The 23,792-nt window shown below is 51.2% G+C and carries 26 protein-coding genes and 4 pseudogenes; 9 read left to right on the top strand and 21 right to left on the bottom strand.

What is annotated here, in order from left to right; genetic code table 11:
• The first annotated feature begins 13 nt into the window (after window positions 1-13).
• Window positions 14-253 (top strand): DUF1883 domain-containing protein, encoded by a 240-nt coding sequence (locus tag ABFV38_RS12755; protein WP_013096243.1) that lies wholly within the window; start codon window positions 14-16, stop codon window positions 251-253.
• Between the two features lie 30 nt (window positions 254-283).
• Here ABFV38_RS12755 and ABFV38_RS12760 read toward each other — a convergent pair whose 3' ends face one another.
• Together ABFV38_RS12760 and chaB are read right to left on the bottom strand one after the other, a co-directional pair.
• A complete protein-coding gene (locus ABFV38_RS12760; RefSeq protein WP_023618421.1) occupies window positions 284-979 on the bottom strand; it encodes a gamma-glutamylcyclotransferase in 696 nt (231 codons plus the stop codon).
• A gap of 177 nt (window positions 980-1,156) precedes the next feature.
• Window positions 1,157-1,387: a putative cation transport regulator ChaB gene (chaB, locus tag ABFV38_RS12765; RefSeq protein ID WP_045908986.1), complete on the bottom strand. Its 231-nt coding sequence runs from the start codon at window positions 1,385-1,387 to the stop codon at window positions 1,157-1,159.
• Between the two features lie 270 nt (window positions 1,388-1,657).
• Here chaB and chaA point away from each other — a divergent pair, with 270 nt between their 5' ends.
• Complete coding sequence (gene chaA / locus ABFV38_RS12770; protein ID WP_008499517.1) at window positions 1,658-2,758, top strand: sodium-potassium/proton antiporter ChaA; 1,101 nt, start codon at window positions 1,658-1,660, stop codon at window positions 2,756-2,758.
• 113 nt (window positions 2,759-2,871) lie between these two features.
• Here chaA and kdsA read toward each other — a convergent pair whose 3' ends face one another.
• The 6 genes and pseudogenes from kdsA to hemA form a co-directional block, all read right to left on the bottom strand.
• Entirely contained in the window at window positions 2,872-3,726 is an 855-nt protein-coding gene (kdsA, locus tag ABFV38_RS12775; RefSeq protein ID WP_023312123.1) for a 3-deoxy-8-phosphooctulonate synthase, read from the bottom strand.
• Between the two features lie 36 nt (window positions 3,727-3,762).
• Window positions 3,763-4,572, bottom strand: a complete 810-nt coding sequence (sirB1, locus tag ABFV38_RS12780) for an invasion regulator SirB1 (RefSeq protein ID WP_348957375.1) — start codon at window positions 4,570-4,572, stop codon at window positions 3,763-3,765.
• 29 nt (window positions 4,573-4,601) lie between these two features.
• A pseudogene (locus ABFV38_RS12785) lies at window positions 4,602-4,724 on the bottom strand (siroheme synthase); the annotation flags it as partial.
• Window positions 4,706-5,536, bottom strand: a complete 831-nt coding sequence (gene prmC, locus ABFV38_RS12790) for a peptide chain release factor N(5)-glutamine methyltransferase (RefSeq protein ID WP_196346469.1) — start codon at window positions 5,534-5,536, stop codon at window positions 4,706-4,708. The gene prmC and the pseudogene ABFV38_RS12785, both read right to left, overlap by 19 nt.
• Complete coding sequence (gene prfA, locus ABFV38_RS12795; RefSeq protein ID WP_021240360.1) at window positions 5,536-6,618, bottom strand: peptide chain release factor 1; 1,083 nt, start codon at window positions 6,616-6,618, stop codon at window positions 5,536-5,538. Before prfA ends, prmC begins: the two co-directional genes overlap by 1 nt.
• A 41-nt stretch (window positions 6,619-6,659) precedes the next feature.
• Window positions 6,660-7,916 (bottom strand): glutamyl-tRNA reductase, encoded by a 1,257-nt coding sequence (hemA, locus tag ABFV38_RS12800; protein ID WP_024907067.1) that lies wholly within the window; start codon window positions 7,914-7,916, stop codon window positions 6,660-6,662.
• A gap of 201 nt (window positions 7,917-8,117) precedes the next feature.
• On the opposite strand from hemA, the gene lolB reads away from it, so the two are divergent.
• From lolB to dauA, 4 genes are all read left to right on the top strand, one after another.
• Window positions 8,118-8,729 carry a lipoprotein insertase outer membrane protein LolB gene (gene lolB / locus ABFV38_RS12805; protein ID WP_063621904.1) on the top strand — a complete coding sequence of 204 codons (612 nt, stop codon included), beginning with the start codon at window positions 8,118-8,120 and terminating at the stop codon, window positions 8,727-8,729.
• Window positions 8,726-9,595 (top strand): 4-(cytidine 5'-diphospho)-2-C-methyl-D-erythritol kinase, encoded by an 870-nt coding sequence (ispE, locus tag ABFV38_RS12810; RefSeq protein ID WP_167211156.1) that lies wholly within the window; start codon window positions 8,726-8,728, stop codon window positions 9,593-9,595. The genes lolB and ispE overlap by 4 nt, the downstream gene beginning before the upstream one ends.
• 125 nt (window positions 9,596-9,720) lie before the next feature.
• On the top strand, window positions 9,721-10,668 hold the full coding sequence (gene prs, locus ABFV38_RS12815; RefSeq protein ID WP_003856663.1) for a ribose-phosphate diphosphokinase: 948 nt from the start codon (window positions 9,721-9,723) through the stop codon (window positions 10,666-10,668).
• Between the two features lie 124 nt (window positions 10,669-10,792).
• On the top strand, window positions 10,793-12,472 hold the full coding sequence (gene dauA / locus ABFV38_RS12820; protein ID WP_048029739.1) for a C4-dicarboxylic acid transporter DauA: 1,680 nt from the start codon (window positions 10,793-10,795) through the stop codon (window positions 12,470-12,472).
• On the opposite strand, the gene ABFV38_RS12825 is transcribed toward dauA, so the two are convergent.
• Together ABFV38_RS12825 and ychH are read right to left on the bottom strand one after the other, a co-directional pair.
• Window positions 12,458-13,516: a MerR family transcriptional regulator gene (locus tag ABFV38_RS12825; RefSeq protein WP_348957376.1), complete on the bottom strand. Its 1,059-nt coding sequence runs from the start codon at window positions 13,514-13,516 to the stop codon at window positions 12,458-12,460. The genes dauA and ABFV38_RS12825 overlap by 15 nt on opposite strands.
• 121 nt (window positions 13,517-13,637) lie before the next feature.
• A complete protein-coding gene (gene ychH / locus ABFV38_RS12830; RefSeq protein WP_024907062.1) occupies window positions 13,638-13,913 on the bottom strand; it encodes a stress-induced protein YchH in 276 nt (91 codons plus the stop codon).
• Between the two features lie 274 nt (window positions 13,914-14,187).
• Between ychH and pth the strand changes: the two genes are divergently transcribed.
• Window positions 14,188-14,772 (top strand): aminoacyl-tRNA hydrolase, encoded by a 585-nt coding sequence (pth, locus tag ABFV38_RS12835; RefSeq protein ID WP_348957377.1) that lies wholly within the window; start codon window positions 14,188-14,190, stop codon window positions 14,770-14,772.
• Between the two features lie 126 nt (window positions 14,773-14,898).
• Complete coding sequence (ychF, locus tag ABFV38_RS12840) at window positions 14,899-15,993, top strand: redox-regulated ATPase YchF (RefSeq protein WP_003856650.1); 1,095 nt, start codon at window positions 14,899-14,901, stop codon at window positions 15,991-15,993.
• A 70-nt stretch (window positions 15,994-16,063) separates the two neighbouring features.
• Here ychF and comJ read toward each other — a convergent pair whose 3' ends face one another.
• From comJ to ABFV38_RS12885, 9 genes and pseudogenes are all read right to left on the bottom strand, one after another.
• Window positions 16,064-16,546: a competence protein ComJ gene (comJ, locus tag ABFV38_RS12845; RefSeq protein ID WP_348957378.1), complete on the bottom strand. Its 483-nt coding sequence runs from the start codon at window positions 16,544-16,546 to the stop codon at window positions 16,064-16,066.
• Between the two features lie 292 nt (window positions 16,547-16,838).
• Window positions 16,839-17,204, bottom strand: a complete 366-nt coding sequence (locus tag ABFV38_RS12850) for a hypothetical protein (protein ID WP_348957379.1) — start codon at window positions 17,202-17,204, stop codon at window positions 16,839-16,841.
• Window positions 17,205-17,223: 19 nt separating this feature from the next.
• Window positions 17,224-17,532 carry a hypothetical protein gene (locus tag ABFV38_RS12855; protein WP_044857620.1) on the bottom strand — a complete coding sequence of 103 codons (309 nt, stop codon included), beginning with the start codon at window positions 17,530-17,532 and terminating at the stop codon, window positions 17,224-17,226.
• A 54-nt stretch (window positions 17,533-17,586) separates the two neighbouring features.
• A pseudogene (locus ABFV38_RS12860) lies at window positions 17,587-18,498 on the bottom strand (RHS repeat-associated core domain-containing protein); the annotation flags it as partial.
• Window positions 18,499-18,698: 200 nt separating this feature from the next.
• Window positions 18,699-19,142, bottom strand: a complete 444-nt coding sequence (locus ABFV38_RS12865; protein ID WP_348957380.1) for a DUF6386 family protein — start codon at window positions 19,140-19,142, stop codon at window positions 18,699-18,701.
• Between the two features lie 42 nt (window positions 19,143-19,184).
• Window positions 19,185-19,655 carry an Imm26 family immunity protein gene (locus tag ABFV38_RS12870; RefSeq protein WP_348957381.1) on the bottom strand — a complete coding sequence of 157 codons (471 nt, stop codon included), beginning with the start codon at window positions 19,653-19,655 and terminating at the stop codon, window positions 19,185-19,187.
• A 358-nt stretch (window positions 19,656-20,013) separates the two neighbouring features.
• Complete coding sequence (locus ABFV38_RS12875) at window positions 20,014-21,012, bottom strand: hypothetical protein (RefSeq protein ID WP_348957382.1); 999 nt, start codon at window positions 21,010-21,012, stop codon at window positions 20,014-20,016.
• Window positions 21,012-21,392 (bottom strand): hypothetical protein, encoded by a 381-nt coding sequence (locus ABFV38_RS12880; RefSeq protein WP_348959448.1) that lies wholly within the window; start codon window positions 21,390-21,392, stop codon window positions 21,012-21,014. The genes ABFV38_RS12875 and ABFV38_RS12880 overlap by 1 nt, the downstream gene beginning before the upstream one ends.
• A gap of 24 nt (window positions 21,393-21,416) precedes the next feature.
• Window positions 21,417-22,195, bottom strand: a pseudogene (locus ABFV38_RS12885) (RHS repeat-associated core domain-containing protein); the annotation flags it as partial.
• Between the two features lie 63 nt (window positions 22,196-22,258).
• Here ABFV38_RS12885 and ABFV38_RS12890 point away from each other — a divergent pair.
• Window positions 22,259-22,360: pseudogene (locus ABFV38_RS12890) on the top strand (DUF933 domain-containing protein); the annotation flags it as partial.
• A gap of 57 nt (window positions 22,361-22,417) precedes the next feature.
• Here ABFV38_RS12890 and ABFV38_RS12895 read toward each other — a convergent pair.
• The gene (locus ABFV38_RS12895; RefSeq protein WP_235404804.1) at window positions 22,418-22,891 is read right to left on the bottom strand and encodes a hypothetical protein; all 474 of its coding nucleotides are present in this window, start codon (window positions 22,889-22,891) and stop codon (window positions 22,418-22,420) included.
• A gap of 173 nt (window positions 22,892-23,064) precedes the next feature.
• On the bottom strand, window positions 23,065-23,547 hold the full coding sequence (locus tag ABFV38_RS12900; RefSeq protein WP_235404803.1) for an SMI1/KNR4 family protein: 483 nt from the start codon (window positions 23,545-23,547) through the stop codon (window positions 23,065-23,067).
• Window positions 23,548-23,792 lie beyond the last annotated feature (245 nt).

Here is a 23,792-nt window from a genome sequence, read left to right on the forward strand (position 1 = left end):
TACGGGGTAAAAAATGGCACTGGTAAAAACAAGTTTGAAGCTGTTTGGCGGGGATACGGTTGTGGTGCGTTGCTCAGAGCGCTGTCGTATTCATCTCATGAGTGCGAAAGCACAAAAACAATCCCAGGCGGATATCCTGACCGTGCAGGACGATAAGGCCTGGCTTACCGTGCCATATACCGGCACGTGGGATGTGCTGATCGACAGCCACAGCCAGTCGCTGGAGCATTCCGTCAGTTACGTAGCAGCATAACGTCAAACGCCCGGCAAGCCGGGCGTATTTTCAGGCAAAACCCGGTCGCAGCGTGCCGTTGAGCGGGTTTCCTTCCAGCAGCGCCTTCACCTTCGCCACCAGCTCATTCAGACAATCGTCCTGCATGCCGAGGCGGGTCAACTCCTGATCGAGGGAGAAGAGATACTGCGCGTTAGTTCCCAGCGGTCCGCTGGCGGCAGCAATCAACGGGGCAATGACCTGCGTGCGGGTGTCCGCTTCATACAGCGGATGGCGCGGGTCCATGATAAACACCAGCGCATTGACGGTGCGACCGTCGTCCAGCTCCAGCTTGCACCAGCTCGGCATATAGCAGCCGGTGATCATCTCACGCTTCCAGAGCAGCGTAAGCTCCTCTTCCAGCGTGGCATCCGGGAGGCGATACGCCACGCCCGTGGTGCGCCCGCCCTCTTTCAGTGCAAGCATACGTCCGGGTTGGCACGCGCTGCCGCGTCCGGCCGTCAGACGCAGGCAAAATGCGCGGTGCCAGCCAGGCAGCGTTCCCGTTGCCGATTCGACAAATTCCAGAGCCGGGTTCCACATCAGGGAGCCGTAGCCAAAAATCCATACCGGGCCATCATCCGGGCGGCAGGCAAGCGTGGCAGCAAGTGACGCCGCACGTTGTTCAGCTGACCAGAGAAGCGATTCCTCAATAGCACCAAATGCCGTCTTACAATCTGCCTTCATTAAGAAATCACGCGTTAACACTTTCCACCTCCGCCACTGCATGCTTCCTTGCGACATCTGTAATTCGCCTTCCGGGCCTTAGGTGCTGGTCATTTTGCCAGCAGTTAAATAACGATAAGCAATTAGCGGACCAGTTGCAATACAACGGCAGTTCAACCGCCTGAAAAGTCAAAATGAAGGCAGCGAATTATTTCACGGCTATTTCTTTTTGTGCCATTTATCGTCGTCTCCTTTTTCATATTCATGTTTTACGGCGGCCCAGGCGACTTTGTGTGCCGTCTCTTCACGACTGGCATCATCCCGGCGATCCTCCTTATCTTTGTACTGATCCCAGGCACTGTTAAACGCCTCTTTGTAGATATCCTGCGCGTGAGCGGGCAGCACGTTTTGCACGTTATCGGGTAATTCGCGTTTCGTTTTATATGGCATCACTCACCTCTCTTTTGCTTAAAGAGATAAGTGTGGACGACGATATGCCAGCGTGCCACCCGGTCTTAATTTATGGATTAACTTTATATCTAATTAATTGTTATTTAATAAATATTATGTGAAAACCGTCAATTACAGGAGTCAGATATTAAATTTATGACAAAGGGTAAAATTAAGTAAAAAATTAAGGGTATTTAACAGAGATCTGTTAATTTAATGCCCTCAAAAATCTATCTATAATTACAAGCACCTGCATTGATGGAGAAGCACATGACAGCAACACACGAGGCGGTAAAAACCCGCCACAAGGAGACGTCTCTCATTTTCCCGGTTCTGGCACTGGCTGTGCTGCTCTTCTGGGGAAGCAGTCAGTCACTGCCAGTGGTGGTTGGTATCAATATTCTTGCCCTGGTCGGTATCTTAACCAGCGCATTTAGCGTCGTTCGCCATGCGGACGTACTGGCCCACCGTCTGGGCGAGCCCTACGGATCGTTAATTCTCAGCCTTTCCGTCGTTATTCTCGAAGTCAGCCTGATTTCCGCGCTCATGGCGACCGGCGATGCCGCACCGACGCTGATGCGCGACACGCTTTACTCGATCATTATGATTGTGACGGGCGGCCTGGTGGGCTTCTCTCTGCTGCTGGGCGGGCGTAAATTCGCGACCCAGTATATGAACCTGTTCGGCATTAAACAGTATCTGATTGCCCTCTTCCCGCTGGCGATTATCGTGCTGGTCTTCCCGATGGCGCTGCCGGGTGCAAACTTCTCCACCGGTCAGGCGCTGCTGGTCGCGCTGATTTCCGCAGCCATGTACGGCGTGTTCCTGTTGATTCAGACCAAAACGCACCAGAGCCTGTTTGTGTATGAGCATGAAGACGACAGCGACGACGATGACCCGCACCACGGTAAGCCGTCGGCCCACAGCAGCGCGTGGCATACGGTTTGGCTGATCGTGCATCTGATTGCGGTGATTGCCGTCACCAAGATGAACGCCAACCCGCTGGAAACATTGTTAACCGAGCTGAACGCGCCGGTAGCCTTTACCGGCTTCCTGGTGGCACTGCTGATCCTGTCTCCTGAAGGGCTGGGCGCGCTGAAAGCCGTCTTAAACAATCAGGTACAGCGCGCAATGAACCTGTTCTTCGGCTCCGTGCTGGCGACCATTTCACTCACCGTGCCGGTGGTGACGCTGATTGCCTTTATGACCGGTAACGAGCTGCAGTTTGCGCTGGGCGCGCCGGAGATGATTGTGATGGTAGCCTCGTTGCTGCTGTGCCAGATTTCGTTCTCAACCGGGCGCACCAACGTGCTTAACGGGGCAGCGCATATGGCGCTGTTTGTGGCTTACTTGATGACAATTTTTGCGTAGCTTTTTGCCCAGCGGCGCTTCGCTTGCAGGGCCTACGGGTTTTGTAGGCCGGGTAAGCAAAGCGCCACCCGGCAAAATGCCCCATAAAAAAACCCGCCGAAGCGGGTTTTTTATTATTTGCTGGTATCCAGCTCGTCGAAGCTCTTCACCAGATCGTCAATCGCTTTAATCTGTTTCAGGAACGGCTCCAGCTTATCCAGCGGCAGCGCGGATGGGCCGTCACATTTTGCGTTATCCGGATCCGGGTGCGCTTCAATGAACAGACCCGCCAGACCGGTTGCCATACCGGCGCGCGCCAGTTCGGTCACCTGAGCACGACGGCCACCGGACGCGGCGCCAAACGGGTCGCGGCACTGCAGCGCGTGGGTCACGTCGAAAATCACCGGAGACTGGCCGGAGACATTTTTCATCACGCTGAAGCCCAGCATGTCCACCACCAGGTTGTCGTAACCGAAGTTAGCGCCACGGTCGCACAGGATCACCTGATCGTTACCACCTTCGATAAACTTATCGACGATGTTGCCCATCTGACCCGGGCTCACGAACTGTGGTTTTTTCACGTTGATCACGGCACCGGTTTTCGCCATCGCGGCAACCAGGTCGGTCTGACGAGCCAGGAATGCCGGGAGCTGAATCACGTCTACCACGTCTGCCACCGGCTGCGCCTGAGAGGCTTCATGCACGTCGGTGATCACTTTCACGCCAAAGGTCTGCTTCAGCTCCTGGAAAATCTTCATCCCCTCTTCCAGGCCCGGGCCACGGTAAGAGTTGATGGAGGAGCGGTTGGCTTTGTCAAAAGAGGCTTTAAACACGTACGGGATGCCCAGCTTCTGGGTCACGGTCACGTAGTGCTCGCAGATACGCATGGCGAGGTCGCGGGATTCCAGCACGTTCATGCCGCCAAACAGCACGAAAGGCAGGTCGTTTGCTACCTTGATATCACCAATGCTAACCACTTTTTGTTTCATAGGATCGCCTTATTCAGGTGTGAATCGGAATTAAGATTAATGCAGTGTAATTTGCTTGTGCGAGATCGCGTTGATCTGCGCACGAATCATTTCGCTAATGGGGTCTTCCGGACACTGCTCGACGAAATAGCTCAGATCGTTTAGCGCCACGTGCTCACAGTCGAGCTGGGCATAGATCAGCCCGCGGTCGCGAATTTCGTACGGGTCTTCCGGATTAAACTGCAGCAGCACTTCGCTGGCGCGCAGGGCCAACTCCATCTGACGCTCTTCCATTAACGCTGACTTCAGCGTATCGAGCAGCTTGCGGATCACTTCTGCGTTATCCGCCTCGTCGAGATCTTCGTTGAAGAGCTCAGCCACCGGGCTGATGTTGCCTTTCAGCCACACATCCAGCGTATGTTCATCCAGCGTGTCGCCGTTGAAGGGATTAATGAGCCACATCTCACCGTCCAGCCACTCCGCACGCAGGATCATCTGCGTCGGGAAAATGACCGGCACCAGCGGAATATCCAGGCGGTGCGCGACCCACAGTAAAATAGAGCCCAGCGCAACGGCGCTGCCCTGACGATTTTTTAAGACCTGGTCCAGCCATAATGCGTCAGACAGGCGATACACGCCCCGCGTGTCGCAGAAACCCCATTCGCCGTAGAAAAGCTCAAGCAGCTTCTCTAATTGCCAGTCTTGCGGTCGCGCCTGATTAATCTCTTCACGCGCCAGGCTGACCAGATTCTCCAGCTCATCGTAGACAAACTGCGACGAAAAATCGTCGCGAATCATCTCAGAAATCAGGATCATGCCATCGCAAAGCGGCACTTTATTAAATTCGAAATCGGCTAAGGACCTCATGACTTACCCCAGTAACGACCGAGCGCACAGCGACGCCCGGACGAGATAAAACTCAAAACGATGTAGATGATAACGCCAAACCGCCTTTCAGTCAGCCTTACGCCTTTATCAGTAAATGGCAGATAGCCTGCACTCATAGCCACTGCCCCAGCGTCAGGCGTTCATTGCCGCCGTAGTCGCGGCAGGTTTTGACGTCGGCGTAACCCGCCTGAGTAAACAATGCCCGCACACTTTCTCCCTGCGTCCAGCCATGCTCCACAAGAAGCCAGCCGCCGGAAAGTAAATGTTGTCGTGACATTGTCACAATGTGATCGAGGTCGGCTAAACCTTCCCTGGCGGCGACCAGCGCCGTCAGCGGTTCGAAGCGCACATCACCCTGTGCAAGGTGCGGATCATGCTCGTCAATATAGGGTGGGTTACTGACAATGATGCCGAACGTCTGGTTCTCCAGCGCGCTAAACCAGCTGCTTTGCAGCACCGTTACGTTGGTCAGGCCAAGACGTTCCACGTTGCGCTGCGCCAGCGCTACCGCGTCGGGCATCACATCTACCGCCGTCACCGCGCAGTCGGGTCGTTCACTGGCGAGCGCCAGCGCGATGGCCCCGGTGCCCGTACCGAGATCAAGAATGCGGCAGGCCGCCGTCGGTAAACGCGCCAGCGCCTGTTCGACCAGACACTCGGTATCGGGACGCGGGATCAGCGTCGCCGCCGAGACGTAAAGCGGTAACGACCAGAACTCGCGCTCACCGACAAGGTGCGCCACCGGCTCGCCGTGCTTACGGCGGGCAAGCAGCGTGGCGAGCCGTGCTTCCTGCTCAGCGGTCAGTTCGGTTTCACCGAAGGCCAGCAGGTACGTGCGGGCTTTGCCCGTCACATGCTCAAGTAAAATTTCGGCATCGCGTTTCGGGCTTTCGCTTTCGGAAAGCTCAGCGGCAGCCTCACGTAACCAGCGCTGAAAATCCATTATTCCTGCTCGGACAGTGCCGCCAGCTGGTCGGCCTGGTATTCCTGCACAATAGGCTCAATCAGCATATCCAGCTTCCCTTCCATCACCTCGTCCAGACGGTACAGCGTCAGGTTGATGCGGTGGTCGGTCACGCGCCCCTGCGGGAAGTTGTAGGTGCGGTTACGGTCGCTGCGATCGCCGCTCCCCAGCAGGTTACGACGCGTAGACGCTTCCGCCTGCTGGCGTTTCGCCATTTCGGCCGCGTGGATACGCGCGCCCAGCACGGACAGCGCTTTGGCTTTGTTTTTGTGCTGTGAACGCTCGTCCTGACACTCCACCACGATACCGGTTGGCAGGTGGGTAATACGGATGGCGGAGTCGGTGGTGTTAACGTGCTGACCACCCGCCCCGGAGGAGCGGAAGGTATCAATACGCAGGTCCGCCGGGTTGATGTCCGGCAGCTCCGCTTCCGGCAGCTCCGGCATCACCGCCACCGTACAGGCGGAGGTGTGGATACGGCCCTGAGATTCGGTGGCCGGAACGCGCTGCACGCGGTGACCGCCGGATTCAAACTTGAGACGACCGTATACGCCGTCGCCGCTGATCTTGGCGATAACCTCTTTGTAGCCACCGTGTTCGCCTTCGTTGGCGCTCATGATCTCCACGCGCCAGCGACGCGACTCGGCGTAGCGGCTGTACATGCGGAACAGATCCCCGGCAAACAGTGCCGCTTCGTCACCGCCGGTACCGGCGCGGACTTCCACGAACGCGTTACGCTCGTCGTCCGGATCTTTTGGCAGCAGAAGCACCTGAAGCTGCTGCTCCATCTCCTCAGAACGCGCTTTCGCATCCTGCAACTCTTCCTGCGCCATCTCGCGCATTTCAGGATCGTCGAGCATCATCTGCGCGGTTTCGATATCTTCCTGAACCTGTCGCCAGTCGGTAAAGCATTTAGAAACATCACTTAACTGCGCGTATTCACGTGAGAGCGCGCGAAAACGCTCCTGGTCCGCAATGGTCCCGGCATCGCCGAGCAGCGCCTGGACTTCTTCATGGCGCTCGTGCAGAGCTTCCAGTTTAGCGACGATAGAAGGCTTCATAGGCGTAAGTGCACCTTGTCTTAGAAAATGGGTATAGGGCGCTATTCCAGCCCGAGGCTGTTGCGCAGAATAGTCAGGCGTTCATCATCCCCGTCACGGGCAGCCTGCTGAAGAGATTTGGTTGGCGCATGGATCAGGCGGTTGGTCAGTTTCCACGCCAGATCCTGCATAATTGCATGTGCGTCGCCGCCCTGCTCCAGGGCCGCTAACGCTTTGGCTGTCAGGTCGTCACGCACCTGCTCCGCCTGTCCGCGATACTCGCGGATGGTCTCGCTGACGCTTTGCGCGCGCAGCCAGGCCATAAACTCACTGGTTTCCTGCTCAACAATGGTTTCCGCCTGCACCGCCGCCGCTTTACGCTGGGCGAGGTTGTGCGAAATGATGCTTTGCAGGTCATCCACGCTGTAGAGGTAGGCGTTAGGCAGCTTGCCCACTTCCGGCTCAACATCACGCGGGACGGCAATATCCACCAGCAGCATCGGCTGATTACGACGAGACTTCAGCGCACGCTCCACCATCCCTTTGCCGATAATCGGCAGCGGACTGGCGGTCGAGCTGATAATAATGTCCGCCTCTTTCAGACGTTCATCGATGTCGCTCAGGGCAACCACCTCTGCGCCCACTTCATCCGCCAGCACCTGCGCGCGTTCGCGAGTGCGGTTAGCGATAATCATCTTTTTCACTTTATGCTCGCGCAGATGGCGCGCCACAAGTTCGATGGTTTCGCCCGCGCCCACCAGCATCACGGTGACGGTGGAGAGGGATTCAAAGATTTGGCGTGCAAGGGTGCATGCCGCGAAAGCAACAGAAACCGCACTGGCACCAATGTCGGTTTCGGTTCGCACACGCTTCGCCACGGAGAATGACTTCTGGAACATGCGCTCCAGCTCGCTGGCCTTCAGATGCCCTTTTTGCGAATCCGCAAAGGCTTTTTTCACCTGACCCAGAATTTGCGGTTCGCCGAGCACCAGCGAATCCAGCCCGCTGGCCACGCGCATCAGATGGCTGACGGCATCGTTGTCCTGATGCCAGTACAGGCTGTTGCGCAGCTCGTCTTCATTGAGATTGTGGTAGTCGCATAACCAGCGGATCAGCGCTTCGTGCAGGTTATCCTGCTCTTCCACGCTTAAATAGAGCTCGGTACGGTTGCACGTCGAGAGCACCACGCCACCCTGCACCATCGGCTGTGCAAGCAGGCTGTCCAGCGCCAGGTCGAGCGTATCTGGCGAAAACGTTACGCGTTCTCGCAGCGAAACCGGGGCCGTTTTGTGGTTGATGCCGAGTGCTAATAGGGTCATGTTGAGCGGGAGTAGTACCAGCGTTAATAAGGTTAGCAGAACGCATCATACAGGATGCGCGAGATCAATAAAAGAGACAGCCCCCTTTCGGAGTAATAGGTTACACAACGCTTTGAGATAATTTGAACGTAGACGGTAGCCCCCTTCGACGCTAGCATTAACAGTTATAACTGCAACGTATCTCAAGGATTTGTCCTCATTATGACCCGACTGATTCGCCTGCTGCCCCTGGCGGCACTGGTTCTGACCGCGTGTACCGTCACTCAACCAAAAGGCCCGGGCAAAAGCCCTGACTCGCCACAGTGGCGTCAGCACCAGCAGGACGTCCGTAATTTGAACCAGTACCAGACCCGCGGCGCGTTTGCTTATCTTTCGGATGAGCAAAAAGTGTATGCACGCTTCTTCTGGCAACAAACGGGTCAGGACAACTATCGCCTGCTGCTGCTGAACCCGCTGGGCAGCACCGAGCTGGAGCTTATCGCGAAACCGGGCGAAGCGCAGATCACCGATAACAAAGGCCAGCACTACACCGCAACCGATGCCGAAGAGATGATTGGCAAGCTGACCGGAATGCCTATCCCGCTCAACAGCCTGCGCCAGTGGATCCTCGGCCTGCCGGGTGACGCCACCGACTACACGCTTGACGATCAATATCGTCTGAGCCAGGTGAACTACACCCAGAACGGCAAGACCTGGAAAGTGGTGTACAGCGACTATGACAGCAAGAGTAAACCGTCGCTGCCATCGAATATGGAACTGACCCAGGGCAGCCAGCGCATCAAGCTGAAAATGGACAACTGGATCGTTAAATGATGACCCACTGGCCCTCTCCGGCAAAACTGAATCTGTTTTTATACATTACCGGCCAGCGCGCTGACGGCTATCACACCCTGCAGACGCTGTTTCAGTTTATTGACTATGGCGACACGATCTCCATTGAACTGCGCCAGGACGGGCAGATTTGCCTCCTGACGCCGGTCGACGGCGTGGCGCATGAGGACAACCTGATTGTGCGCGCCGCGCGTCTGCTGATGAACGCCGCTGCGGAATCAGGTCGCCTGCCTGCGGGAAGCGGTGCGGATATTCGTATCGAGAAACGTCTGCCGATGGGCGGCGGTCTGGGCGGCGGCTCATCTAACGCCGCCACGGTGCTGGTTGCCCTGAACCACCTCTGGGGCTGCGGGCTGTCGCAGGACGAACTTGCCGCCCTGGGCTTGACGCTGGGCGCGGATGTTCCGGTGTTTGTTCGCGGTCATGCGGCCTTTGCCGAGGGCGTGGGGGAAATCCTCTCCCCGGTCAACCCGCCGGAAAAATGGTATCTGGTTGCTCACCCCGGCGTGAGCATTCCGACCCCGGTCATCTTTAAAGATCCTGACCTGAAAAGAAATACCCCGATTCGGTCAATAGAAACGTTATTAAATTGTGAATTCAGCAACGATTGCGAGGATATCGCAAGAAAACGTTTTCGCGAGGTTGATGCGGTGCTTTCCTGGCTGTTAGAATACGCGCCGTCGCGCCTGACTGGTACAGGGGCCTGTGTCTTTGCTGAATTTGACACCGAATCCGCCGCTCGTCAGGTGCTTGAGCAAGCGCCGGTTTGGCTGCATGGTTTTGTAGCGCGTGGGATGAACATTTCCCCCCTACAGCAGGCCATTCTGGCGCAGACTGAGTTTCGGTGACAACGTCACCCTGTTCCAGACGTTGCATCGCGCTCTTTAATACACCGCCTGGATAGCCTTTGCCTGGCCCGCACAGTTTACGGCGAACGCTATCCACCACTGGACGCATGCCTGAGGTTCTTCTCGTGCCTGATATGAAGCTTTTTGCTGGTAACGCCACCCCGGAACTAGCACAACGTATTGCCAACCGCCTGTACACTTCCCTCGGCGACGCCGCCGTAGGTCGCTTTAGCGACGGCGAAGTCAGCGTACAAATCAACGAAAATGTACGCGGTGGTGATATTTTCATCATCCAGTCCACCTGTGCTCCAACGAACGACAACCTGATGGAACTGGTTGTTATGGTCGACGCCCTGCGTCGCGCTTCCGCAGGCCGTATCACTGCTGTAATCCCTTACTTCGGCTATGCCCGCCAGGACCGTCGCGTCCGTTCCGCGCGTGTGCCAATTACCGCGAAAGTTGTCGCTGACTTCCTGTCCAGCGTTGGCGTTGACCGCGTACTGACCGTTGACCTGCACGCAGAGCAGATCCAGGGCTTCTTCGACGTCCCGGTTGATAACGTATTCGGCAGCCCAATCCTGCTGGAAGACATGCTGCAGCTGAACCTGGATAACCCAATCGTGGTTTCTCCGGACATCGGCGGCGTGGTACGTGCCCGTGCTATCGCTAAGCTGCTGAACGATACCGACATGGCGATCATCGACAAACGTCGTCCGCGCGCTAACGTTTCACAGGTGATGCACATCATCGGTGACGTGGCTGGCCGCGACTGCGTGCTGGTTGACGACATGATCGATACCGGCGGTACGCTGTGTAAAGCGGCTGAAGCGCTGAAAGAGCGTGGTGCCAAGCGCGTATTCGCTTACGCGACCCACCCGATCTTCTCCGGCAATGCCGTAAACAACCTGCGCAACTCCGTGATTGACGAAGTTGTGGTATGCGATACCATCCCACTGAGCGACGAGATCAAGGCACTGCCAAACGTGCGTACCCTGACCCTGTCTGGGATGCTGGCCGAAGCGATTCGTCGTATCAGCAACGAAGAATCCATCTCTGCAATGTTCGAACACTGATCGAGCACGGCCAAAAAACCCGCTGCGGCGGGTTTTTTTGTCTCTGGGTTTTATTTGTATGATTAATGCCTCCTTCACCTGCCATTCATATGACAGATGATGCGCATACGGATGATAGATAATTGTGAAAAACGTAGCCTCCTCACATGTTCTGCCCTTTCGCGCCCTCATCGACGCCTGCTGGAAAGAGAAGTACACCTCCTCACGCTTTGTGCGTGACCTGATTGCCGGGATCACCGTCGGCATTATTGCCATCCCGCTGGCGATGGCGCTGGCGATTGGCAGCGGCGTTGCGCCGCAGTACGGCCTGTACACCTCAGCCGTGGCCGGGATCGTCATCGCTCTGACCGGCGGCTCGCGCTTCAGCGTCTCCGGCCCGACTGCCGCCTTTGTGGTGATCCTCTACCCGGTTTCACAGCAGTTTGGTCTGGCAGGCCTGCTGGTCGCCACCCTGATGTCCGGGGTCTTTTTGATTCTGTTTGGTCTGGCCCGTTTTGGGCGGCTGATTGAGTACATCCCCCTTTCCGTGACGCTGGGGTTCACCTCGGGGATTGGGATCACCATCGGAACCATGCAGATCAAGGATTTCCTCGGCCTGCAAATGGCTCACGTCCCTGAACACTATCTGCAAAAAGTGGGCGCGCTGTTTATGGCGCTACCGACTGCGAACCTCGGCGACGCCGCCATCGGGATGGTGACGCTGGGCACGCTGATCGTCTGGCCTCGTCTGGGCATTCGACTGCCGGGCCATCTGCCCGCGCTGCTGCTGGGCTGCGCGGTGATGGCTATCGTCAATATGTTCGGTGGTCATGTCGCGACTATCGGCTCACAGTTCCACTATGTTCTGGCGGACGGTTCACAGGGCAGCGGCATTCCGCAACTGTTGCCGCAGCTGGTGCTGCCGTGGGATATGCCCGGCTCCAGCTTTACCTTAAGCTGGGACTCCCTGCGCGCCCTGCTTCCCGCCGCGTTCTCGATGGCGATGCTGGGGGCGATTGAATCCCTGCTCTGCGCCGTCGTTCTGGACGGGATGACCGGCACCAAGCACAAAGCTAACAGCGAACTGGTCGGTCAGGGATTGGGGAACCTCGTTGCGCCGTTCTTTGGCGGTATTACCGCAACGGCAGCCATCGCCCGTTCTGCAGCTAACGTGCGCGCGGGGGCAACGTCACCCGTTTCGGCAGTTATCCATTCCGTACTGGTGATCCTCGCCCTGCTGATCCTCGCCCCGCTGCTTTCCTGGCTACCGCTTTCCGCCATGGCCGCCCTGCTACTGATGGTGGCCTGGAACATGAGTGAGGCGCACAAGGTGGTGAACCTGCTGCGTCGTGCGCCGAAAGACGACATCATTGTGATGCTGATCTGTATGTCGCTGACCGTGCTGTTCGATATGGTCATCGCCATCAGCGTCGGGATCGTGCTGGCGTCCCTGCTGTTTATGCGCCGTATCGCGCAGATGACGCGCCTCTCCCCGGTCAACGTAGAGGTGCCTGACGATGTGCTGGTTCTGCGCGTGATTGGCCCGCTGTTCTTCGCCGCGGCGGAAGGCCTGTTCAGCGATCTGGAATCCCGCATCGCGGGCAAGCGGATTGTGGTGCTGAAATGGGATGCCGTACCGGTGCTGGACGCTGGCGGCCTGGATGCCTTCCAGCGCTTTGTTGCGCGTCTGCCGGAAGGCTGTGAACTGCGGGTGAGTAACCTCGAATTCCAGCCCCTGCGCACCATGGCGCGTGCGGGCGTGCAGCCGATCCCTGGCCGCCTTGCCTTTTATCCTAACCGTGAAGCCGCATTAGCGGATCTGTGAGCCGCCTGATGCAGAGGAACGTCTCTGCATCATCACCCCAATCGCCTGCTGAAGCCACCCAAGCACGGCAGGCGTCATCCATGTTCCCTTCATCAGATGCGGCTCCTGCTGCATGGCCGTGCGAAACTTTTGCTGGGTCTCCGGGCTGGTGCCTGCATATGACTGGAATAACGCCAGCCAGTTTTCAGCCAGCTTTTGCGCCTCCTCCGAGGCGGGATCGATATTCTCCCGCTGCGCCTGATGCAGTTTTGCCACCAGCGGCGGCCACTCCATCATGCGGTCAAAGTAGTGCTTCCGGGTAAAGGCCATCTCCTCGGCGGAAAGATATTTTTCCCAGATAATCAACTTCGACTCGGCGAACGCCCGTGTAATGTAATCGGTCATTCCCGGCGTGATGCCGGTCTGCACCTGCATCTGGGGCTCCACGCTGTGCATCTCATTCAGCCGGGTGAGAAACTCCGGCTTGCCCGCCGTGTCCTGCTCCAGGCGTTCCATCCAGCGCGTCGCCAGGTCCATCGCCCGCGGGTCCGAGACGGGTATGTGCTGTTTCAACAGCGTGTTTGCTTCCGCAACCAGCCCTGACCAGATGGCCGCCAGCGCATCCTTCTGCACCGCAAACGGCAGCTGCTGTAACTCTTCTTTGCTAAACCAGCGATCGTACATATTCATTAACTCCAGAGTCTGTAGCCAGGATTCCAGATCCGGCGTCGCATCGTTGAGCAGCCCGGTGCGCAGTTCGACCAGCCGGTCGCGCAGCGTATGTATGCTGCGCAGCTGTTTATCCAGCAGCGTGATTTGCGCATCGAGTAACTCGGTTAACGACAGCGACTCCTGTTCCAGGAAATCCCTGATTTCAGCAAGTTCCAGCCCCGCCTTTGCCAGCGCCTGGATCATATGCAGACGCTGAACATCCGCCAGGTTGTAGAGCCGGTAACCTGCTGCGCTTCTGGCAGAAGGCAGCAACAATCCTGTTTGCTCATAGTGATGCAATGTGCGTACGGTGATCCCGGCCCGTTTCGCCAGCTCACCCACCTGAATCAACATAACTGCTCCTTTTACTTTGCCAGTGCCGCTACTCTGGAGCCTTACGTTACGTGAGGGTCAACCCTTGATGCAAAAAAAAACGACTCACTGAGGAGCCGTTTCGGTATTCTTTAAGGTAGCGTCAACTGTGCTTATGCTGATCGCGACGACAGCGTTTATCGTAGTGGCGCACCCACCAGTATTTGTCACACACTTCCTCATGGCCGCTCACGCGTGCTCCCGCCAGCCACAACACTGCACCAATGAAGATGCTCAATATCGCACCATGCGCAAAGTATTGCGGGAGATCAAGCTGCGGCAACTGGTTTAAAATTGAATAACCCACGCCGGCTACCATCACGAACAGCCCCAACCCCATGAGCACGTTACCGAGTAACGAAGCGTTTTTGCGTTTCATGTGTCACCTCCGGAACTTTGGGTTGTCAGGGGAAAAGCCCCTAATCCTTGTGTGTAAAGTATAGACAACGCCCCTTTTATGAGTTGCGTGAATGATCACAATTACAGATAACTCCCAAACAAAAGTTTACAAATAACACGTTGAACAGCTTGAAATTCTAATTGTTTAGATAAGTAATTATTCGTATTTCGCTGCGACGATCGCAGAATTTTGTCAAGCGGCGCGCCAGACAGTAAACTACGCGCCAGATCTGGAACCCATTAGGAATTGAATCGTGACGATTAAACTGATTGTCGGCCTCGCCAACCCGGGCGCAGAATATGCGGCTACCCGCCACAATGCCGGAGCATGGTACGTCGATCTGCTGGCCGAGCGGTTACGTGCTCCCCTGCGTGAAGAACCTAAATTCTTCGGGTATACCTCGCGTATCAACCTTGCAGGCGCGGACGTTCGCCTGCTGGTCCCCACCACGTTTATGAACCTGAGCGGTAAAGCCGTGGCGGCAATGGCGACGTTTTATCGCATCAATCCGGATGAAATTCTGGTCGCCCACGATGAGCTGGATCTTCCCCCTGGCGTGGCAAAATTTAAGCTGGGCGGCGGGCACGGCGGCCACAACGGTCTTAAAGACATCATCAGCAAACTGGGCAATAACCCGAATTTCCACCGTTTGCGCGTGGGAATCGGCCATCCGGGCGATAAAAACAAAGTTGTCGGTTTCGTGCTCGGTAAGCCACCGGTTTCTGAGCAGAAACTGATTGACGAGGCGGTAGACGAAGCGGCACGCTGCACGGAAATCTGGCTGAAAGACGGCTTAACCAAATCGACAAACCGTTTACACGCTTTCAAAGCGCAATAATCCGCCCGATACGGCTTTTTTACCGCGCGTCATGCGGGTTACGTGTATAATAGGCGTAGTTATTTACTTTTCATCAATCGGTTATCGTTAACGGATTGATTATCAAGATATTAAGGTGATTTAGAAATGGGATTCAAATGCGGTATCGTCGGTCTGCCAAACGTGGGCAAATCCACCCTGTTTAACGCGCTTACCAAAGCGGGTATCGAAGCGGCGAACTTCCCGTTCTGTACCATCGAACCTAACACCGGCGTTGTGCCAATGCCTGATCCGCGTCTGGACCAGCTCGCGGAAATCGTGAAGCCGCAGCGCATTCTGCCAACCACCATGGAATTCGTTGACATCGCGGGCCTGGTAAAAGGCGCATCCAAAGGTGAAGGTCTGGGTAACCAGTTCCTGACCAACATTCGTGAAACCGAAGCGATCGGCCACGTTGTGCGCTGCTTCGAGAACGACAACATCATCCACGTTAACAACAAAGTGGATCCGGCTGACGACATCGACGTTATCAACACCGAGCTGGCGCTCTCTGACCTCGACACCTGCGAACGCGCGATTCACCGCGTGCAGAAGAAAGCCAAAGGCGGCGACAAGGACGCGAAAGCGGAACTGGCTGCGCTGGAAAAATGCCTGCCACAGCTGGAAAACGCCGGCATGCTGCGCGCGCTGAAAAACCTGACTGACGAAGACAAAGCGGCGATCAAATACCTGAGCTTCCTGACCCTGAAGCCAACCATGTACATCGCCAACGTTAACGAAGACGGTTTCGAGAACAACCCGTACCTGGACAAAGTGCGTGAAATCGCCGCGGCGGAAGGTTCTGTGGTTGTTGCCGTGTGCGCGGCCGTTGAATCCGACATCGCCGAGCTGGACGACGCCGACCGTGAAGAGTTCATGGCCGAGCTGGGTCTGGAAGAGCCGGGCCTGAACCGCGTGATCCGCGCGGGCTATGAGCTGCTGAACCTGCAGACCTACTTCACCGCTGGCGTGAAGGAAGTGCGTGCGTGGACCATCCCTGTGGGTGCGACTGCGCCTCAGGCGGCCGGTAAGATCCACACCGACTTCGAGAAAGGCTTTATTCGTGCACAGACTATCGCGTTTGAAGACTTTATCACCTACAAGGGTGAGCAAGGCGCGAAAGAAGCAGGCAAGATGCGTGCAGAAGGGAAAGATTACATCGTTAAAGATGGCGATGTGATGAACTTCCTGTTTAACGTTTGATTGGTTTTGAATGAAAAAAATCCACGCTTTGGCGTGGATTTTTTTCGTTCTTATTTACTTATTATTAACGTTAAAAAACACCTTCTTTTAGTGGATTATCTTTTTTTCCACCCCAAGGGTCGTCTAATAAAAACTTAGCTGTGACAGTGTTCTTTTCCGGCACAAGAGTGAAATTGTAATAAATTTCATCTTCTTCACAAATCTCATAATAGAGCGAATACGTTTTGTTGGTTACATTTATGTTTATGTCAAATTTCTCTGTCGCAGAAGCGATCTGAAGCTTATTTTTATCTGTAATAAAAAATGACACTACAATGCAGCGTTGAGCATTTTCATCTAAATTAAAAGTATTCTCTATTTTAATATTTACTTTTGCTCCAAATGCGTCCTCAGGTAAAGGATCAAAAATAACATAATCTTTATGAATCACAGCGCCTTGAGATACATTACCTTTACCCCACTGGCTCAGTTTTTCATCATAGTCTCGTGATCGTAGCAATATTTGACTATGTGAGATAAGTAGGTCAACTGTTTGTATGTTTTTATCATTCATTATTTTACCTTGACTTATATTCTTGTACCATCTGGCAATTCTGATAAAACATTACCAATATAATACTTGAAACCGTACCAGAGTTACTGCCTTTCTACATAAGTTATCAGCTCCAGCGTGCCGCTGGGCAAACCGTGGAATCAGAAGATCTCCGTCGCTTCAAGGCTGACAATACGGGCCAGCAAACTTTATTATCTGGATAGCTATGGCTAAGAATATGATGAGCCTCATATTTAGTGTTATGATTTTATTAAGCCACAAAAAATTTACTTTAAAATGGCTTTATCAGATTCTAATAAGATGGCGCCATTCTTGTTATCACTTTATTATCCAAGTCTAAAGAATAATGCCAATCATACCAACCATTTATTTTTTCCGAAAAGGAGCAGACAATCAAAACCTCTTTTTTATCGTTTAATGTCAAATAAGAAAAAGACGCACCTTCTGGAGGCGCAAATGTTGAAAGCAAAGTCCCATCTATATTTAAAACAGTTAATAGCACGGGAAGGGGTAATGGTTTACTCAATACAAAAATTAATTTTCTCTTTTCATCTATCATTGCCAGATCTAAATCATCTATAACGATAGTTACTTGGTGTGAATTATATACCCAATGCAATTCATTTTTTTCTTTATCACAGATAAAATTATTAATCATTTTAATCTCATTTTATAACTTAGGGCTTGAGCAACGACTCGTCAATAACTTCCAAATAATTCATGCGTTCTGCAGGTGGCACAGCCATTTCGACTTGTGAACCTCCACCAGGCAGATATACATTCGCACCTTTATCAACTTGAGGTCCAACTGCACCAATTTTAACTGGTAATGGTTTCTTAACTTCATAAGTTATTACTCTATCAATATCCGGTTTCCATTCCATTTTCACAGCGAGCTCATTTCTAACATATGAAGCATTAGGAATATCGTCAAATGTAGCAAACCCTCCAGGTCTCGTCGCTGGCTGGCCTGGAGATACGGCCATTTTTACTCGAGTCCCTGGGACTAATGTTGCATCTAAAGGAGGCTCATTTAATGGTCAAGGCGATTGTTCATTCACTAATTTTTTATAAGCAGAAGCCGCTTCAGTTGATGATTTGAAACGACCTTTATGCTGCCGCTGAAAATCATTCCAAGTATTAGTTCGCCCACATCGTAAACCTAATGGATCCCCCCACCCCAGCGCATTCGGCGCATACTGGTAAAGATTTATCCCTCCCGCCAGCCCTATCGGGTCCTGCTGCGTAAACCGTCCGCAGTCCGGGTCGTAATAACGGAACAGATTGTAGTGCAGCCCTGTCTCACGGTCCAGGTATTGCCCCTGCATGCGCAGGTTCTGAGAATATCCTGATATCTGCGTCTCGCTTTCCCGCAGCAGCTTGCCCCAGGCGCCGTTCACCCCTTTCCAGCGCACCTGCCCTTCGATATCCGTCATCCGCTCCGGCGTGCCGTTGGGTTGGCAGTGGAACCAGAAAATCTCCGGAGCATCAACGCCGTCAATACGCGCCAGCGGGTCGTAACTGTCCTGATCGCTGTAAACGTAGGTCAGCGGCACATCCCCGTGCACCTCCTGCAGCAGTCGGAACCCTTCCCAGACAAACCGGGTGGTGACCGGCTTGCCGGTTGGCTGTCCGCCCAGCATCTGGCGGCGCGTTTTGCTGATGCGGCGACCGAGCGGATCGTAGCGGAAGCTGACCTGCGTCTGCGGCTTGTTGCGATCCCGCGGCTGGCTGATGACTTCCGTCAGGCGATGTTCGCCATCGTAGCGGTAGTGCCAGCGGTACCAACTGAACGGGTTATCGTCCCGCTCTTCCCTCACCAGATTATTGCGGTAGTCGTAATCCCAGCTGCGGGACCCGCGGCGTGGCGACGGGCGCTGGGCATTGCGGGTAAAGACGTCCCGGCGATGCAGTCGGCCGAGGCGGTCGTACTCGCTGCGGATGGTCAGCAGCCACCGGGGATATTCTCAGGTTGGAGTCGTTCGTCGCGAGTATATTGAAAGTTTATGGAGGGAAAAGGTAAACAAGGCGCGAAAAAGCAAGCAAGCTGCGTGCAGAAGGGAAAAAGTATATTGTTAAAAATGGCTACATAATGAACCAATTGTTTAACATTTGTTTTTTGATGAAAACCCACGCCAAGGCGAGGATTTCATCAGAGATAAACCCCCTCTTCTAATGAGTTTTCAATACACGTTGCTTTTGCAAAGGAAATTAGAACATCTGAATCTTGCTTTTTATATTTAACTTCGTAACTACCAGGTTCTAAAGTAATAAACTCACCTGAAATAGCATCTGAGTCATCAGGCTCAAGATCTCCGCCGGTGACATCTTCTCCCGCCCCAATGAAAACCTTTCCAGAAGGTACATTTAAAAATAGCGACCCGGTATATTCATCAACATCACTTTTAATATGTACTTTATAGGCGCCATCACCTCCAAGATTGAGAAATAATACATTCCCTTTGTTTATTTCTTCAAGTTCATCTTCTGGAAGACTCCACCAATCTACATCATCATTAATTCTATGCTTTAATGACATCAAATCATAAATAACTAATGCGGCAGTATCTGTTTGTATGCTTATGATTTTTCTCATTGCGTAAGCAAAAGGCCGGAAATATCCCCCCGGCCTAGTCCATTAGTTAACAAAGCTTTCTAAAGATTTTATAACGCTTTTATAGAATTGAATCGACTCTTCACCGATTGGTATATTCTCAGTCGGTGAGTCAATTGCCACTCCACGCTGATCATATATTTTATTTCTGACAGGATTTTTAAAATAATGTTGTGGTAAAATATCCACTTCGCTCGTTTCGATAGTTTTAAACGTTACGAAATAACCGTTTTTCCAACATGAATTATTAGTAATAATTGGCGGCAATAGCAAATTATCTTTTGCCAATACAGCATCTTCTTGAAGTGAAGATGTAAAATAGTCATATATATATATAACTATAGCATTTTTGAATGGACCGACATCTATTTTACCCAGGGAGACCATACCATAGCCTAATCGACCATCATTTAACTGAAAATAAAAAACATCGCCTTCTTTAGGCCACTTTTTTTGTTTTTCATTTCCTGACACTACTGTAAGTCTGTCGGCCATTTTTCATTAATCCAATTTTTTTCAAGCCAATCTTTGCCCCACAAAATAGCATTTGAGGTTAAGTTACCTGTCAGACTCGTCAGCAAATGCCATCACACTCGTCAGCGGCTTATTAGGCAGAACGTAGAATATCAAATACTAATAAAAGATCATATAATGCTTTTGGTTAAGCAAATAATCCGTACTATTAATAGACACATCCACTAAGGCACGGTATGAGGTATATGTAGTTTTCAATTGACAACGAACAAACCGTAAAATTCTCAACCACTCATACCTTGGCCTTCGAGTATCGAGGGCCAGCATCGGTTTGAATATTAAAAACCTAAAGCCCCCGATTGTGTTTAAACATTACGTATTAAATCGAATATATTAAATTAAATAGCATTCGACCTTCATTTTCAAGGCTGATTTTGTATTCATGAGAAAATAACTTAAATATTTCTTCTTCATCCACAAAAAAACCTCTGTACGCTATAGAGGAAATTATTTGCCTAAACATATCTGAAGGAACATGCCTTCTTAGGTTTTTGAGATCTGATAAATTATTTCTGACAATATAATACGAATAATTCATTAGAATGAAATTTGATATTAGTAAGTTCTTTGTTGATTGATACTTGTCAAAACACTGTTCCAAAGCTCTATATATTATTTTTTTCGATTTTTTATATGTTTTGATAAAGTTATCAGGTTCGATAAGATAGCAATTTTTATCATTAAAAAACAGGCGATTATTACCGTCATCCGCAACAAACAAGAAATTCAACACCGATGTTTGATAGAGTTTTATATATTTAAGATCTTTAAAGCTTTTCTGTTTTTCAAATTGCGCATAAAATTGCTCAAGCAAAGACAATACTGATACTTTACCATGCCGAAGAGTATTTATACAGAGTCCATCATTAGTAATGCATAGCAAATTATAAGACTCATCATCCATGCCCATTTCAAAACACAAAAATCTTAAAAAAAAGCTTTTTGCTTTTATTACATAATCTTCTTTATTATTTTTTAAAGAAAAGAGTTGATACATATAAAACAAGATAAAGATATCTTTATCTATACGCTGTCGGTTATCTATTTGAAATAGATAACCTAATCGGGAAAGGAAAACTTCAAATGTATACTTTTCATCTTCACTTAAGTCTAACTTCTTTAAAGTACGCTGTAACATAACTTTAGGAAAGCAAGTTTGGCAACGACTCAACTCTGCATGCTTCCCATTTTCTTTTTTAAAACAAATGGGAAACAGATCCGGTTCATCCTGAACATAGACATAATTTCCAAAACTTTCAATCTCTGCTCTCGCATTAGTAAAGTGTTCAATTTTATGTAGATACATTTCAAAAATCATTAAGTAATCCTCTTACCACATTTCTTCCAATTACCTTTAGCATCTTTCTTTTCAATCTGGAATGAGGTGATTTTATCATTAAAACGAGAAAGGATATTTTTACCGATGCCCTTTGCTCCAGGTTCATTTTTCTTTGATAGAACGCCATCTTTCAGCCCAGTCTCTTTGTAATCAACTTTTGATATATCACTATGTTGATTAAGAAGCTCAACCCCAGAGTCATTTACGGTCATAACTGCACGATACTTTTCATTTCCAGGGTTAAATCCTGGTCGACTATCATGATTAACCCATATGGCTTTATCACCACGATTGTTAGGGACCAATCCGCCTTTACCACCGCGTTCAGAAGCTGATGCAATCGCTTCATCTTTACTCATATAGCGTATAACTTCCTCTTGTTTTAATCCCAGAGGGTCTATTCGCGTTAGACTATTTGCACCATACTGGTAAAGGTTTATCCCCCCCGCCAGCCCTATCGGAACCTGCTGCGTAAACCGTCCGCAGTCCGGGTCGTAATACCGGAACAGATTGTAGTGCAGCCCTGTCTCACGGTTCAGGTATTGCCCTGCATGCGCAGGTTCTGAGAATATCCTGATACCTGCGTCTCGCTTTCCCGCAGCAGCTTGCCCCAGGCGCTGTTTACCCCTTCCCAGCGCACCGGCCCTTCGATATCCGTCATCCGCTCCGGCGTGCCGTTGGGCTGGCAGTGGAACCAGAAAATCTCCGGAGCATCAACGCCGTCAATACGCGCCAGCGGGTCGTAACTGTCCTGATCGCTGTAAACGTAGGTCAGCGGCACATCCCCGTGCACTTCCTGCAGCAGCCGGAACCCTTCCCAGACAAACCGGGTGGTGACCGGCTTGCCGGTTGGCTGTCCGCCCAGCATCTGGCGGCGCGTTTTGCTGATGCGGCGACCGAGCGGATCGTAGCGGTAGTGCCAACGGGTCTGGCCGTTATCCTTCTCCACGGTGCGGCCATGGATGTCATAGCGCCAGCGAATGCCGTTCAGCTGTGTCAGGCGGTTGTGCGCGACCTTATCAGCAGATCCTTCCAGCGGGTTACCGGCAGCATCCCAGTGGTGGGACCAGCGGCGCGGCGATGGGTGCTAGCCATTGCTGGTAAAAACGTCACGGCGATGCAATCGACCAAGACGATCGTATTCGCTGCGGGTTGTCAGCAGCCACGGGGGCTATTCGCAGGATAGGGTTATTCGCCACGTGTATACTAACCACTTATTGAGGGCAAGGGTAAGCAAGGCGAGAAAGAAGCAGGCAAGATGCGTGCTGAAGGTGAAGATTACATCGTTAAAGATGGCGATGTGATGAACTTCTTGTTTATCGTTTGATTTGTTTTGAATGAAAAAATCCACGCTTAGCCTGGATTTTTTATTGCGGGTAATCTATCAATAAATAACCAGTTTTCCCGCTGGCCAAGTACCGGACCATCCACAGGGCATATGCCCAGCTTCATAAGCATTAATTAATCCGTCAAAAAAGAATGGCTCTTGTAGTAAAGAACTATACGCATCTTCAAGCAAATAATTCACAAGGTCCCATTTTAAGTTCTCAGTCATTGGACCTTTCTCACACTCTGGGAAGATTATTTTTGGGATAATATCATTCTCCACAACTTTCTTAGCTTCTTTGACCAAAGAGTTCCAGTATTGATATTTGCTAGTGTGTTTTTTTGCGAGATGACCTGTTATTTCATTACCAGCCTCCAAAGTGGCACTTTCCCACTCATCGCTATTCAAGCCTTTTATAAATAAGCTAAGGGACTGAGCCTGGATAACCCCTGGGAGGGTCATCGCTACACCAATATTAACAAACCAATTAATTTTTCTTAACCTTTCTATTGCTAGCGGAGATATTTTCACGTTTAAACCTGATTTATTCCTCCTGGGATCCTAGGTATGTTAACATTAGCAAACGATCCATGCTGATTTATAATAAAACTCTATGATTTGTGTCACAGACACTTTATTAAAAATATGAATAGCAAAGCAACAGAAATCGAATTAAATAAATCGATTAAATTTTTTAGTATTCTTTAAGAAAGATCCTCTTCTGCTACTAATCCGTCAGCAAAGTTGGCAAATGAATTTGTCAGATATCTTTGAAGTTTTGTGTGGTTCTCTTGCATAGTCAAATCCTCATCAAATGAATCTGTAGCAAAATATACAATTGAGTAATTATCTAAATTAAGACAGAAGAAATTCCCTCCCCAATCATTTGCGAAAGGAAACAGGTTTTTAGGAATCACTTCCCTATCCAACATGCTGATATAGCAACCGTCAATTAAAGATCCAGTGTCATCATTTGTCTGAGCATTATAAACAAACGATTTAAATCCTGCCACCTCTACTGGCTCAAAATCTTCATCACCGTCCCACCAACTTTTCACAGGAGTGCCACCATTAAATTGCAGATAATGCGAAACGAAATCATACGGAAGAGTAATAGATAATTTCTCTTCCGTTTTAGTAATATCTGCACGTCCAATCTTTTTTTCACAGTTAATGATATTATTCATGAGTATGTGGTTTAATGATTATTCTTGGTATGCAATTATATGGAACAAGCTTATTCTAGCTGTCTAAGTAACGTAAAACAGCGAGGTCTTCACGTTCTTTTGCATAAATAAAATTCAAAATATTTCTTAGGTCTATGCTTAAACGCACGCTCTTTGCCGTAGTTATACGCATCGTTAAAATATTTATACGCTTATTCGAATTGATTCAACTCATAACAAACCATGCCGAGGTCGATTAAGTGTGC

The organism is Enterobacter cloacae complex sp. Mu1197 (genome assembly GCF_040059225.1).
Taxonomy (GTDB): Bacteria; Pseudomonadota; Gammaproteobacteria; order Enterobacterales; family Enterobacteriaceae; genus Enterobacter; species Enterobacter quasiroggenkampii.